Origin of the sequence: Catenulispora subtropica, from assembly GCF_039531675.1 — a bacterium.
In the GTDB taxonomy this organism is placed as follows: Bacteria; Actinomycetota; Actinomycetes; order Streptomycetales; family Catenulisporaceae; genus Catenulispora; species Catenulispora subtropica.
The window spans coordinates 11,190-25,114 of sequence record NZ_BAAAQM010000007.1; the positions used below are offsets into that span (position 1 = coordinate 11,190).

Sequence of the window (13,925 nt, forward strand, 5' to 3'; positions counted from 1 at the left end):
CATCGCGGGAGCCCGCGCCGTGCCGGGTATATCCAGGTATATCAGAGGCCTCATGCGCATCGAGGGTTACGGGATGACTCGCTCCACCCATCCTGAGTCAGACCCCTGACGCGCCACGGGAATCGAAGCATGAGGTGAAGGCAGCCCCGGCTTTCCGGCCGGGGCTGATCCCCGCGATCAGGCGGCGAGGGGTTCGGCGCTGACCCGGAAGTCGCGAGCCGTGCCGATGATCGCCGCCTCGACCTCCGCCGCCGTCGTGCCGCGGAAGCGGAACCGTCCGCCCACGTGCTCGTAGTAGGCGTCCGCCGCGGGCAGGATCTCGCCGGCGGTGAGCAGCGCCTCGGCGTACGGCCCCGGCTCGCGGCCAAGCATCGAGGTGACCGTGGTGATGCGGCACGGACGCGCGGCCGGCGCGGGGACCAGGAGGAAGCCGCCGACGCCGGCTCCGGAGCCCGGGCTGGAGCCGGTGGACAGCGCGGCGCTCCACGGCTTCGGGTCCAGGCCCAGGCCCAGGCGGAAGCCCGCCTCCATCAGGTCGTAGCCGTGGATCTCCCGCCAGACGAAGGGGATCTCGCCGCCGCCGACCCGCGCGCCGACTTCGAGGAACGCGCAGGCGCCGGTCTCCCGGTCGACGAACACCTCCAGGTGGAACACCGTGGGCTGGTCGGTCAGGGCCGCGAGCGCGCGCGAGCCGAACGTGCCGATCGCGCGGGCCAGCTCCGGGTCGTCCTCCTCGACCGAGCCCAGACACGTGCCCTCGCGGAAGCCCAGTGGCGTCGTGTTCAGATACCGCGCGGCGCGGAACGGCCCGAAGGACGTGCCGTCGAAGCACCCGTCGACGTGGTAGATCTGCCGCGGGTCGTAGGCCTGGGCCAGGACCGGCTCGGAGAAGTCGAGCGCGGAGCAGTCCTCCGGGCCGGTCAGGTGGACCACGCCGGCGCTGGAGCTGCCGATGCGCGGCTTCACGATGACCGGCCAGCCGTGCCGCGCGCCGAAGGCGCGGACGTCGTCGGCGGTGCGGACCGCCGTGAAGGCCGGGACCGCCACGCCGGCCGCCGCGACCGCCTCGGCCATCAGCAGCTTGTCCCGGAACGGCAGCAGCTCGGCCTCGGTCGGCCCGGAGCAGCCCCACTCGGCCCGCAGCCGGGCCGCGACCAGCAGGTCGTCCTCCTTCAGCGCGATGATCGCGGCCGGCTTGCCGAGGTCGGCCGCCAGCTCGTGGATGCGGTCGCCGACCGCCTGCTGGTCGTCCGTGGCCTCGACCAGGGCGACTGCGGCGGCCAGCGGGGTCACCGAGCAGGCGCCGACCTCGGTCGTGATGTAGCTGACCGCGTTCTCGCGGTGGTCGACGTAGCGCTCGTACTCGGCATAGCGGGCCCGCCAGCGGTGGATGACCACCACGTGCGGACGCATCAGGACTCCTGGTCGAGCTCGTAGAAGCCCGCGCCGTCGAGGTAGCGGACGGTGCCGAAGTCGCGGACGACGACCTCCTCGACCTCGTGCATCAGGTTGATGATGATCGGGCACGTCAGGTCGTCCACGGTCCGCCGCAGCGTCCCGCCCGGCGGCACCAGCTGCCGCGCCTCCACGAAGCTCTCCAGCGCCTCCACCTGCGGCAGCAGCGGGTAGGAGCGCAGGCGTCCGGCGGTCGTCGTGCAGTTCATCGCCGAGATGAAGTACCGCTGCAGGCGGTAGTCGTCCTTCCACCGCTCGGCGAACCGCTCGGGTCGCACCGCCGCGTCGACGATCCACTCCAGCTGCGACTCGCCGACGGCCAGCCGCACGTAGCTCGGCCAGTCCACGCCGGCCATCCGCGCGCCGACCTCGACCACGCACGGTCCGCTCGGCGTCAGCTTCACCTCGATGTGCGCCGCGCCGTGCGCGATGCCCAGCGCGTCGAGCACGTCGAAGCAGTACGGCACGAGCTCGTCCTGGACCTCGCCGTGCCGCGGCAGGATCCGCAGCCCGCAGGTCAGGTCCGTGATGCCGTTCGCGCCGATCTTCTCGTACTTCCACATGTCGGTGACGTGGTGCTGTCCGTCCCGGCTGACCGTGTCGACGATGTACTCGCCGCCGACCAGGTACTCCTGCGCGACCACGCCCTCGTTGCGGATGTCGAAGACGTTCTCGGCGTCGACGATGGCGCGGTACCCGGCCACCGCTTGCTCCGGCGTGTCGCAGAACGAGACCCCGTCGCCGGCGGCGCTGCGGATCGGCTTGACGACGATCCGCCCCCCGACCTCCCGGTGCCACGCGGCGAGCTGTTCCGCGCTCGTGACCAGGATCTGCTTCGCGGCCCGCAGCCCGGCGGCGCGCACGGTCTCGATCATCACGTACTTGTCCCGGCGCGCGGTGCTCAGCGCCGTCCCGTTGGTCAGCAGCCCCAGGGCCTCGCTGACCTGGTCGGCGAGCTCGACGCCGAGTTCGCCGCCGGCCACCACGGCCGCGGGCCGGTGCGCGGCGACCGCCTCGACGGTGGCCGACAGGTCGCCGGCGTGCGTGATCAGGGCCTTGTAGCCGGACATGTCGAACGCGGCGGCGTAGCCGCGGGGCGGTTCGGGCGTGCTCAGCAGCCGGACCACCTCGTAGCCGGCCTTGACGAACTCCGGGGCCAGCCGCTTGGTCGGCGCGTACACGTCGGTGATGACGACCGTCTTGGACGGGCTCGGCGGGCTCATGGGCAACACCCTTTCTGCACGGCTCCGGCACAGGCTGCGGAAGATCGCTTGAGTGTGCGCCGGGGGACTTCGGATCCGCTGCAGATCCACTGTGAATCCACTGCGGCCCGGGCTTGCCGCGCCCCGCGGTGCCGCCCAGCGGACAGGACATGCGGACAATGCAGGGTCCGGAGTCATACAGCGGATTCGCAGCGGATTCGAAGAACATTTCCAGAGCCCCTTGCGACGCTCGGCCCATGACCGACTCGACAAGCACGCTGCGCCGGCTGTGCTGGGTGTTCCCGGACCGGGAGTCCACCCGCACCAACGCCAAGTGGAAGGCGTCGTTCTGGGACACGTACGCCGAGATCGCCAAGGAGCTCGACCTGTCCTTCGACCGGGTCGCGCCCGAGGCCGTCACCGTCGACGCGCTCGACGTGCGGAACCCGAAGACCTACGTCGACGGCGTCCCGGTGACCCCGCAGGACACGGTGTTCATCACGTCCCCCTACACGCTGCCGTACCAGTCGGTCGACGCGTTCAACCAGTTCACCCTCTACTCGGTGCTGGAGCAGGCCGGCTTCTACCTGCCGCACCCCTCGATGTTCGCGCCGATCGGCAACGACAAGCTGGCGACCCTGCTGTTCTTCAAGGACTGCCCGCTGCCGCCGGTGCCCACGGTCCGCGTCACCGCCGGACGCGACCTGCTGTTCGACGAGTACATGGCGGCCACCGCGCACCTGCCCTGGCCGGCCTTCGTCAAGCCCGCGGGCTGGATGGCCGCGCGGGGCATCAACCTGGCCCACGACTCGCACGACGTGCGGGGGCTGCTGAGCCTGGCCCAGGGCGGCGACACCACGCTGGTGTTCCAGCCCTACCTCGGCAAGGGCACCATCGACTTCCGGGTGTACGTCGTGGACGGCCGCGCGCACACCACGATGGTCCGCGAGCCCGGCGAGGGCGCGATCTTCCCGCAGGTGACGACCGGCGCGAAGGCGTACTTCACCCAGACGCCGGCAGAGTTGCTGCCCGCGGTCGAGTACTGCGCGGAGAAGCTGCCGATCCCGTACTTCTGCGCCGACTTCCTGTACGACGGCAAGCAGTTCTGGCTCTCCGAGATCGAGCCCGACGGCATGATCTTCTGCCCGGACCCGGGCGACCCGGCGATCGTCGAGGCGACCCACACGCTGATCCGCGACCGCTTCCTCGCCTACCGCGACCGTCACAGCGCCCTGTTCGCCGGTTCCGCCGTCTCCGAGGAGGCCTCGTCATGACCCCCCGGTTCGCCAGCACCCTGCCCGACGCGCTCGACACCGTCCGCGCCACGCTGGCCAAGCTCCGCTCGGTGCCCGCGCTGGCCGACCGCTACGCCGACGTCGTGGCGCTGGACAGCCTGGAAGACCTGATCCACGTGCCGGTGATGGTGAAGGACGACCTCAACGTCGCCCTGGACCACCTCAAGCCGAAGGCGCACCGCGGCGCGACCTGGACCTTCCAGAGCGGCGGCAGCACCGGTTCGCCGAAGCTCGGCTACGCCCCGACCGGGCTGTACATGAACGAGGTCTACGAGCAGTGGAAGCCGCTCGGTCCGGACGACCTGTTCGTCAACGGCTGGGGCGCCGGCAAGCTGTGGGGCGCGCACTACCTGATGGGCTGCTACGCCGACCTGGCCGGCTGCACCGGCGTCGGGCTCGGCGCCGTGAACCGGACCGAGTACGACGTCTGGCTCGAGTTCTTCGCCGAGCGCGGCGTCACCTCGTTCGGCGGCACCCCCAGCGTGCTGCGGCCGATCTTCGGCCGGGCCCGCGAGATCGGCATCAAGCTGCCGGAGCTGCGCAGCGTGCTGTACCTCGGCGAGGAGTGGAATCCCGGCCTGGACGAGGACCTGCCGCTGGTCGCCCCGAACGCCAAGCGCTGGGGCCTGTTCGGCAGCACCGAGACCTGGGTCGCCGGGACCAACACCCCGGAGTGCGCCGCCGACACCTGGCACCTGCTGCCCTCGCAGCTGGTGCACGTCGGCGAGAACCAGATGCTCGACTTCACCTCGCTCAAGCCGCACGGCCTGAACCCGGTCCTGCGCTACCAGACCGGCGACGCGGGGGAGTGGGTAACCTGCACCTGCCGCGAGTCCGGGCCGGCGCTGCGCGTGCTCGGCCGCCGCGACGGCGAGGTGAAGTTCCGCGGCCTGCTGCTGAACGCCGACACGCTGACCGCCGAGGTCGCGACCCGGCCCGGCGTCTCCCAGGTGCAGCTGGTGCTCACCGAGTACGCCTCCCGCGGCAGCACGCTGGAAGTGCTGATCGTCCCGGCCCGGGACGCCGCGGGCGACCTGGCCGAGGCGATCCGCGACCACATCCTCGGATCGGCCTTCGGCGGGCCCTCGACCGCGTTCCACCGCGACCCGGAGGCGCTGGTGGTGCGGCTGGTCGAGGACCTGATCAGCAATGAACGCACCGGCAAGACCTCCAAGCTGGTCCAGCGGCGGGAGCCGTGAGCGCGGACGCGGCCGCCCCCGCGCCGGAGAAGAAGGGGCGGCTCGGGCTGGGCCGCCAGTTCAACCTGCTGTGGGCCGGGCAGTCGGTCAGCTACGTCGGCGACAAGGTGAACATCTTCGTCGTCCCGGCGGTGATGATCCTGCTGCTGCACGCCTCGGCGTTCCAGATCGGGCTGGTCGCGATGGCGCAGTACCTGGCCATCCCGCTGCTGTCGCTGGTGGCCGGGATGCTCGTGGACCGGTGGGACCTGCGGTTGACGCTCGTGGTCTGCGACCTGACGCGGTTCTCGGTGATCCTGCTGGTGATGGTCGCGTACTGGACGCACCACCTGTCGGTGCTGCTGCTGTTCTTCAGCGTCGCCGTCGTCAACGCGGCGTCGGTGTTCTTCAATATCGGCTACACCGCGACCATCGCCAACGTCGTCCCCGTCGAGGGCCGGGTGGCGGCGTACTCGAACATGGAGACCAGCCGGACCGCGTCCGAGGTCGTCGGCCCCGCGGTCGCGAGCTTCCTGTACCAGGTGATGGGGATCGCGGCGCTGCTCGTGGACGCCGGCAGCTACCTGTTCTCGGCCGGCGCGATCCGTTCCATGCGCTCCTACGGCGAGCGCAAGAAGATCGAGCAGACGATGTGGCAGCGGCTCAAGGCCGGCGTCACCCTGAACTGGACCGACCCGGTCCTGCGCGGCACGCTGATCGGCACGTTCATCATGAACGTCGGCGGGCCGGTCTACGTCACCGTGATGCCGATCCTGGCCTATCGCGGGCTGCACCTGTCGGTCGGGACCTACGGCATCGCGATGTCGGTCGCCGCCGGGGCCGCCCTGGTCGGCGCCCTTCTGGCGCAGCGGGTCAGCAGGCTGATCGGCCCGGCCCGGCTGATGCCGATCGCGGTGTTCGCGCACTCGGCGGTCGGACTGGGGATCCTGCTGGCCCCGACGCTGCCCTCGGCGCTGGTCGTCGGCGCGGTGCTGTCCCTCTACGGCGTGACCATGGTCTGGTACAACGTCTGCACCGCGGCGGTGCGGCAGGTCCGGATCCCGGTCGCCGACCAGGCGGTCTCGGCGGCCGCCTTCCGGACCCTGACGTGGGGGATCATCCCCGTCAGCGCCCTGATGGCCGGGGTCTTCGTGCAGCTGCTGACACCGGGCCACGGGATCCTGAACGCCTGCAAGATCACGATGGCCTGCGCCACGCTGATCGGCACGTTCTTCGCCTGGCCGCCGGAGGCCGGCATCCAGCGGAAGATCAATCGCGAGCAGGCGCTGGCCGAGGCGGCGTCCGCCGCCGGCCCGGCCGCGCCGGTGGGGAGCACGGCATGAGCGGCACGAACGACGCGGGCGGCCCGGGCGGCATGAACGGCACGACCGACGCGGGTGGCACGACCGACACCGACCGGGTGGTCCTGATCACCGGATGCTCGTCGGGCATCGGTCTGGAGACCGCGGTCGCCGCGGCCGGCGCCGGCTTCCGCGTCGTGGCGACGATGCGCGACCCCGACAAGGCCGGACCCCTGCTCCAGGCGGCGTCCGGCGCCTCGGTCGCGGTCGACGTGCGCCGGCTCGACGTGACCGACGAGGAGTCGATCGACGCCTGCCTGAAGGAGGTCCTCGCCGAGTACGGCCGCCTGGACATCGTGGTGAACAACGCCGGCGGCGCGAACTCCTTCGCGACCATCGAGACCGCCACGATGGCCGAGTACCGCGCGAACCTCGAGGTCAACTTCTTCGGCGTGGTCGCCGTGACCCGCGCCGCGCTGCCGCACCTGCGCGCCACCGGGGGCCGCGTGGTGACCGTCGGCAGCACCCGGGGCCTGATCGGCCAGCCCTTCAACGAGGGCTACTCGGCGGCGAAGTTCGCGGTCGAGGGCTTCTTCGAGTCGCTCGCCCCGACCGTCGCCGCGATGGGCGTCTCGGTGGTGCTCGTCGAACCCGGGCCGGTGCTCGGCACGGCGTGGGGCCCGAACTCCGGGCTGACCCGCGAAGGGCTGCTCACCGCCGCCGGGCCCTACGCCGACATCCTGGAACGGTATATGGCGTGGGTCGCCGACTCCGGCTACCCCGGCGCGCAGAACGGCGCCGAGGTCGCGGAGGTCGTGGTCGAAGCCCTCAAGGCGGAGAACCCGGACTTCCGGATCCCGACGTCGGCCTGGGCCCGGGAGTACGCCGCGCTGAAGCTGGTCGAGGTCAGCGGCGCGGCGGTGCAGGACATGGCGCGGACGTGGCTGGCATGACCGTCACCTCGCAGACCCCTGATCTGCTCGCCGACTTCACAGCGGCGGCGCGGCGGTACCCGGACCGCGTCGCAGTCCTCAGCGACGGTACCCCGCTCACCTACGCGCAGCTCGCACAGCGCGTGGCGGCGCGGGCCTCGGAACTGGGGCCCGCGCCGGGCGCGGTCGAAGTTCCGGCCGTCCGGGCGCCGGAGACGGTGATCGGGCTGCTCGGAGCCGTCACCGCGGGCGGTGCGTACTGCCCGGTCGACCCCGCGTTCCCGGCCGAGCGCCGCACCGCCATGCGCAAGGCGCTCGCCGCGGGCGTCCCCGACGGCATCGCCTACGTCCTGTTCACCTCCGGATCGACCGGCGAGCCCAAGCCCGTGCTCACCCCGCGCACCGCGATCGGCACGGTCGTCGCGTCCCTGCGCGAGCTGTTCGCGCTCACGCCCGACGACCGGGTCCTGCAGTTCGCCTCCCTGAACTGGGACACCTGCTTCGAGGAGATCCTGCCGACCCTCACCGCCGGCGCCGCGCTCGTCTTCGACGCCGAGGCCCACACCGGCTCCTTCCCGCGCTTCCTGCGTATGGTCGAGCAGCGCGGGATCACGGTTCTGGACCTGCCGACCGCCTTCTGGCACGAACTCGTCCGGCACCTCGCCGAGGAAGGCCGCGGACTCCCGGCGTGCCTGCGCCTGGTGGTCATCGGCGGCGAGGCGGCCAATCCCGCGCGCGTCGCCGAATGGCTGGCCCTGGCCCCGCAGGTCAGGCTCCTCAACACCTACGGCTGCACCGAGACCACGCTCATCACCCACGCCGTCTACGTCGATAGTGACACGGCCACCGCCACCGCGGGCGTCCCGCCGATCGGCCGCGCCCTGCCGCATGTCAGGGAGCTGATCACCGAGGACGGCGAGCTCCTGGTCGGCGGCCCGGCGCTGGCCGCCGGCTACCTCGGCCGCCCGGAGGCCACCGACGAGCGCTTCGTCCTGCGCGACGGCGCGCGCTGGTTCCGCACCGGCGACCGGGTGCGGCGCGAGCCCGGCGGGCTGCTGTTCCACGAGGGCCGGCTGGACCACGTGGTCAAGATCCGCGGCGTCCGCGTCGACCCCGGCGAGGTCGAGGCCCAGCTGACCCGGCACCCGGCGGTCGACGCCGCCGCGGTGGTCGGCACGGCGCTCGCCGGGCGTACCGCCCTGGTCGCCTACGTCGTCGCCCGCGACGAGAACGACGACCTCCTCGGCTGGCTCCGCGCGCGGGTGCCCGCGCACCTGGTGCCCAGCCGCCTCATCTATGTCCCCGAACTCGAACGCACCGCGAGTGGCAAGGCCGACCGGGCGGCGACGCACCGGCGGTACGCCCCGGCGGGCCGTGCCGCGCAGGCAGGAAAGGCAGTGAACCGATGACCGCAGACGACGTCCTGGCGATCTTCCGCACCGTGCTGGAGACCGAGGACATCGCCGCCGCCGACGACTTCTTCGACCTCGGGGGCGACTCGCTGCTGGCCACCCGCGTGCTCAGCGCGCTGGCCCGCGCCACCGGCGAGGAGCTGACCATGGACGACTTCCTCATGGCCCCGACGCCGGAGCTGCTGGCGGCCCGGATCGGCGGGGTGGTCGTGCCGTGAGGGTCCTGATCGTCGGTGCCGGCCTGGCCGGGCTCGTCGCCGCCGACCGGCTGCGCCGGGGCGGGGCCGCGGTGACCGTGCTGGAGGCGCGCGAGCGGGTCGGCGGCCGTACGCACGGCGTCGAGGTGGCGCCCGAGGCCGCGCCCGGCGCGTGGGCCGACGCCGGCGCGGCGTACCTCGGCGACCGGCACACCGAGCTGCTCGGGCTGCTCGCCGAACACGACCTGAAGACCACGCCGACCAGCACCGAGGGCTCCAGCGTCTTCGAACTCGGCGACTCCCCGGACGGGCCGCGGACCTGTCCCGGCCGCTTCCCGCCGCTCAACGCCGTCGTCCTCGGCGAGCTCTTCGACCACCTCGCCGACCTGACCAGCCGCGTCGACGTCGCAGCCCCCTGGAACACGCCGGGCGCGGCGGAGCTCGACGACACCACGGCCGCCGAGTGGGCCGAGGCGACGCTGCGCCATCCGGACGCCCGCGTCTTCTTCCCGCTGTTCCTCGGCGAGATGATGGCCGCGGACCCGGCCGACATCTCGGTGCTGCACATGGCGTTCTACCTCCGTTCCGGCGGCGGCCTGCGCTATCTGAACGCCTTCGAGGGCGGCGCCCAGGAGTACCGGGTCGACGGTGGCGCGCACCAGCTGGCCGAGCGCCTGGCCGCCGAGCTCGACGTCCGCCTCGGCGCCGTCGTGACCGCGGTCCACCAGCACGCCGGCGGCGTCAGCGTGCTGACCGAGGACGGCGGCCGCCACGAGGCGGACCGCGTCGTGGTCGCGATCCCGCCGGTCCTGGCCGACGGCGTCGACTTCGTGCCGCAGCTGCCCGCGACCCGATCCACCACCCGCACCGCCCCGGGCTGCGCGGTGAAGGTCCAGCTCGTCTACCCCGAGCCGGCCTGGCGCGAGGAGGGGCTGTCCGGCTGGTCCGTGAACGCCGCGGGCCCGCTGCTGTCCACCGTCGACGACTCCCCGGCCGGGCACCGGGTCGGCGTCCTGACCGGCTTCGTCACCGGCGCCGAGGCGCACCGCTTCTCCTCGCTGCGCCCCCAGGAGCAGCGCGCCCGGGCCCGCACCCAGGCCCGGCGGCTGTTCCCGAACCTGCCGGACCCGCTCGCGGTCCACGTCACCGACTGGATCGCCGACCCCTACGCCCGCGGCTGCTACGCCGCGCTGTTCGGGCCCGGCGACTGGCTGCGCCTGGGCCCGCGGCTCACGGCGCCGCACGGCCGCGTCCACTGGGCCGGCACCGAGACCAGCACCGAGTTCTTCGGCCTCATGGAGGGCGCGATCCGTTCGGGCCGGCGCGCCGCGGCCGAAATCCTCACCCTGCCCGGATCCTGAAGGAGTCCGCGATGAGCGACATCAGTCCCCTCGCACCGCTGGCCGTGCGCGAGAACTTCATGACCGAGCCGGACCTCGGCGCGGGCAACTTCCTGGACTACGCGCTGCGGGACAACCCCCACCGCGACGTCCCCTACGTGTACAGCCACAGGACCGACCACCGCGGCCAGGTGGTCCTGCGCGGCCACAGCCTGGTCGAGCTGGCCGCGCTGCGCGACCGGTACGCCAAGTGGTACCACGTCAACGGCGTCCGCCCCGGCGACCCGGTCGGCGTGCTGGTGCCGGAGGGCTTCGAGCCGCTGGTGCACTTCCTCGCGCTCTCGGCCCTCGGCGCCGTCCCGGCGATGATCAACGACGCCATGCGCCCGGACGTGCTGGTCCGCTATCTGGACCACGTCGGCGTGGTCGGCGTCGTCGCGTTCGACACCACCCGGCTGGCCGCCGCCTACCGCGAGAACCCGCAGAGCCGGCCCCGCTTCCTGGCCCTGGCCAGCGAGGTGCAGGCGTTCGACGCCTCGGGGGCCGGGCTGCCGGAGCAGTACCCGTACCAGCACGCGGCCGACGACGTCGTGGCCCTGATCCACTCCTCGGGCACCACCGGCATCCCCAAGTCCACGATCCTGGGACACCGCCAGTTCTGGGACGGCAAGCAGCCGCGCATGACGCGGTTCCCGGCCGAGCCCTACGACAAGCTGATGTCGCTGATGCCGCACACGCACGCCGGCGGCCTGAGCTACTTCCTCACCGCGACGCTGCTCGGCCTGCCGACCGTGGTCATGGGCGACTGGACGCGCGCCGGCGTCGAGCCGGTGATGGAGGCGTTCCAGCCGACGATGATCGCCTCGTTCCCGCGCACCTTCGTCGAGCTGGCCACGGGCGAGCTGCCCGTGAAGGGCGCGGCCCGGATCCACAGCTGGTTCAACACCGGCGACTCCGCGCACTACGGCCACATCAGGAGGCTGGTCACGCTCGGCGAGCGCCCGGCCGGCCTGATCAAGCCGTGGCTGCTGCCCTCCGAGCGCGCCACCGAGGACGCGCTGCCCGGGTCGCAGTACGTCGACGGGCTCGGCTCGTCGGAGATGGGCATGGCGAACTTCGGGCAGGTGTGGACGCCCGAGACCGAGCGCGACGACCGCTGCGTCGGCCGGAAGCTGGAGACCGTCACCGAGGCCGCGGTGCTGGACGGCGACGGGCACCCGGTGCCGGACGGCGAGGTCGGCCTGCTGGGGGTGAAGACGCCGTCGCGCACCCCGGGCTACTGGAACGCCGCGGAGCTGACCCGCTCCTTCGAGCTGAACGGCTACTGGCTCACCGGCGACGTGGCGCGCCGCGACGGCGACGGCCGCTTCTACCACCTGGACCGCACCGTCGACGTGATCGACGGCGTCTCCGGGCCCGTCTACACGCTGGAGCTGGAGGAGGTGCTGATCGCCGACGTGGCCGAGTACGTGCAGGACTGCTCGGTGTTCGGCGTGCCGGGACCGGAGGGCGGGCAGGTGCCGGTGGCGATGGTGCGCCTGCAGGCCGGCGCCGCGGCCTCCGACGTCGCCGGCGTCACCGAGCAGCGGGTGCTGGAGGCGGCGAACAAGCAGCTCGCCGACGCCGGCCGGGCGCCGCTGGCGGCCGTCCGCATCGCCCGCGAGGCGGCGGACTATCCGCTGGGCCCGACCGGCAAGGTCCTCAAGCGCGAGCTCCGCACCCGGTTCGCGACCCTGTTCGCCGCGCAGAACGCCCTCTGATGGCGCCTAAGAACGATCTCCAGCCCGGGGAGCCCTACCGCTACGTCCGCCCGACCCTGGTCGAGCCGGACTGGCGGCGGCTCCCGGGCTGGCGCGAGGTCACCGCGGAGCAGTGGCGTGATCCGCAATGGCAGCGCGCGCACAGCGTCAAGACGGCCGCGCAGCTGCGGAACGTCATGGGCGGCCTGCTGTCCGCGGCCTTCTACGACGACCTGCACGCCGACCGAGAGCGCTTCGCGACCATGGCGATCATGGTGCCGCCGCAGATGCTGAACACGATGGTGCCGCACGCGCCGCCGGACGACGCCGCGTTCCTGGCCGACCCGGTGCGCCGGTACCTGCTGCCGGTGGCCTCCGACCGCGACCCGGACTGGCCCAGCCATCCGCACGCGCAGCGCGACTCGCTGCACGAGGCCGAGATGTGGGTGGTCGAGGGCCTCACGCACCGGTACCCGACCAAGGTCCTGGCCGAGCTGGTGTCCACCTGCCCGCAGTACTGCGGGCACTGCACCCGCATGGACCTGGTCGGCTCCTCGACGCCGCAGGTCGCCAAGAACCGGCTGGTGCTGCGGCCGGCCGACCGGCAGGAGGCGATGCTCGACTACCTGAAGCGCACGCCGGGCGTCCGCGACGTGGTGGTGTCCGGCGGCGACGTGGCGAACGTGCCGTGGCCGCGGCTGGAGGCGTTCCTGCTGCGGCTGCTGGAGGTCGAGTCGGTGCGGGACATCCGGCTGGCCACCAAGGCCGTCGTCGGGCTGCCGCAGCACTGGCTCCAGCCCAAGGTGCTCGACGGGATGGCGCGGGTGGCGCGGCTGGCCGCGCGGCGCGCGGTGAACCTGGCCGTGCACACCCACGCCAACCACGCGAACTCGGTGACGCCGCTGGTGGCCGCGGCCGCGCGGGCGCTGCTCGACGCCGGGGTGCGGGACGTGCGCAACCAGGGCGTGCTGATGCGCGGGGTGAACGCGACCCGCGACGGCCTGCTCGACCTCTGCTTCGCCCTGCAGGGCGAAGCGAACATCCTCCCCTACTACTTCTACATGTGCGACATGGTGCCGAACGCCGAGCACTGGCGGGTCTCGCTGGGCGAGGCGAAGGCGCTGCAGGACTCGATCATGGGGTACCTGCCCGGGTACGCGACGCCGCGGATCGTGTGCGACGTGCCGCTGCTCGGGAAGCGGTGGGTGCACATGGCCGACGCGTACGACCGGGAACTCGGGGTGTCGACGTGGGCCGGACGGCAGTACTACGACCCCATCAGGACCCTGTCGGAGGCGGGTCGGCGGCGGTGGGCCGAGCAGTGCCCGCCGGAGGGGCCGGCGGAGCGGTCGTCCGGCCGGCCGTCGGACCGGCCGCCGGAGCCGCCGACGCAGCACCCTGAGCGCCCCGGGCACCCGGGGCACCCGCAGCACCCGGGGCACCCGGAGCAGCGGCTGGCCGCCCGGACAACGTGACACTCTGCCCGCGGAACTCGGCGATCACCGCGCCGTCCTTCGGACGGCGCACCGTCACGTCGTACAGCCCGGTCCGGCCGGACCGGGCCCGCTCCACCGCCTCCGCGACGAGCTCGTCGCCGGGCCCGGCCGGCTGCAGGAACGTCACCTGCGCCGTCTGGGCCACGGCGGCCGGGCCGTGGGAGTTGCACGCGTACGCGAAGGCGGCGTCGGCGAGCAGGAAGAGCCAGCCGCCGTGCGCGATGCCGTGGCCGTTGACCATCTCCCGGCCCAGCCGCATCGTCAGCACGGCGCGCCCGGGCGCCACCTCGTCCAGCGTGATGCCGAGGCTCCGGCAGGTCAGATCCTGCTCCAGCATCGCCTCGGCGCGTTCGCGCACTGTCATGAAGCTCCGTTCTT

At 72.7% G+C, this 13,925-nt stretch carries 11 protein-coding genes and 1 pseudogene; 9 read left to right on the top strand and 3 right to left on the bottom strand.

Annotated elements, in window-relative coordinates; genetic code table 11:
* Positions 1 to 177 precede the first annotated feature (177 nt).
* Together ABD466_RS08465 and ABD466_RS08470 are read right to left on the bottom strand one after the other, a co-directional pair.
* Positions 178 to 1,413 (bottom strand): ATP-grasp domain-containing protein, encoded by a 1,236-nt coding sequence (locus ABD466_RS08465; protein WP_344656401.1) that lies wholly within the window; start codon positions 1,411 to 1,413, stop codon positions 178 to 180.
* Positions 1,413 to 2,678, bottom strand: a complete 1,266-nt coding sequence (locus ABD466_RS08470) for an ATP-grasp domain-containing protein (RefSeq protein ID WP_344656402.1) — start codon at positions 2,676 to 2,678, stop codon at positions 1,413 to 1,415. The genes ABD466_RS08465 and ABD466_RS08470 overlap by 1 nt, the downstream gene beginning before the upstream one ends.
* Positions 2,679 to 2,914: 236 nt before the next feature.
* Between ABD466_RS08470 and ABD466_RS08475 the strand changes: the two genes are divergently transcribed.
* Genes ABD466_RS08475 through ABD466_RS08515 form a run of 9 tightly spaced genes read left to right on the top strand, consistent with a single transcriptional unit; the run spans position 2,915 to position 13,526 of the window.
* Positions 2,915 to 3,931, top strand: a complete 1,017-nt coding sequence (locus ABD466_RS08475) for an ATP-grasp domain-containing protein (protein WP_344656403.1) — start codon at positions 2,915 to 2,917, stop codon at positions 3,929 to 3,931.
* Positions 3,928 to 5,151 (top strand): AMP-binding protein, encoded by a 1,224-nt coding sequence (locus tag ABD466_RS08480; protein WP_344656404.1) that lies wholly within the window; start codon positions 3,928 to 3,930, stop codon positions 5,149 to 5,151. The genes ABD466_RS08475 and ABD466_RS08480 overlap by 4 nt, the downstream gene beginning before the upstream one ends.
* Complete coding sequence (locus tag ABD466_RS08485; protein ID WP_344656405.1) at positions 5,148 to 6,473, top strand: MFS transporter; 1,326 nt, start codon at positions 5,148 to 5,150, stop codon at positions 6,471 to 6,473. The genes ABD466_RS08480 and ABD466_RS08485 overlap by 4 nt, the downstream gene beginning before the upstream one ends.
* Complete coding sequence (locus tag ABD466_RS08490; protein ID WP_425558587.1) at positions 6,470 to 7,384, top strand: SDR family oxidoreductase; 915 nt, start codon at positions 6,470 to 6,472, stop codon at positions 7,382 to 7,384. Before ABD466_RS08485 ends, ABD466_RS08490 begins: the two co-directional genes overlap by 4 nt.
* A complete protein-coding gene (locus ABD466_RS08495; RefSeq protein ID WP_344656526.1) occupies positions 7,381 to 8,772 on the top strand; it encodes an amino acid adenylation domain-containing protein in 1,392 nt (463 codons plus the stop codon). Before ABD466_RS08490 ends, ABD466_RS08495 begins: the two co-directional genes overlap by 4 nt.
* Positions 8,769 to 8,993 carry a phosphopantetheine-binding protein gene (locus ABD466_RS08500; protein ID WP_344656406.1) on the top strand — a complete coding sequence of 75 codons (225 nt, stop codon included), beginning with the start codon at positions 8,769 to 8,771 and terminating at the stop codon, positions 8,991 to 8,993. The genes ABD466_RS08495 and ABD466_RS08500 overlap by 4 nt, the downstream gene beginning before the upstream one ends.
* Positions 8,990 to 10,333, top strand: a complete 1,344-nt coding sequence (locus ABD466_RS08505; protein ID WP_344656407.1) for a flavin monoamine oxidase family protein — start codon at positions 8,990 to 8,992, stop codon at positions 10,331 to 10,333. The genes ABD466_RS08500 and ABD466_RS08505 overlap by 4 nt, the downstream gene beginning before the upstream one ends.
* Before the next feature lie 11 nt (positions 10,334 to 10,344).
* Positions 10,345 to 12,072, top strand: coding sequence for a class I adenylate-forming enzyme family protein (locus tag ABD466_RS08510; protein WP_344656408.1), 1,728 nt, complete (start codon positions 10,345 to 10,347; stop codon positions 12,070 to 12,072).
* Complete coding sequence (locus ABD466_RS08515) at positions 12,072 to 13,526, top strand: KamA family radical SAM protein (protein ID WP_344656409.1); 1,455 nt, start codon at positions 12,072 to 12,074, stop codon at positions 13,524 to 13,526. The genes ABD466_RS08510 and ABD466_RS08515 overlap by 1 nt, the downstream gene beginning before the upstream one ends.
* Before the next feature lie 10 nt (positions 13,527 to 13,536).
* Here the strand turns inward: ABD466_RS08515 and paaI are convergent.
* Positions 13,537 to 13,911 (bottom strand): annotated as a pseudogene (gene paaI / locus ABD466_RS08520) (hydroxyphenylacetyl-CoA thioesterase PaaI); the annotation flags it as partial.
* Between the last annotated feature and the right edge of the window lie 14 nt (positions 13,912 to 13,925).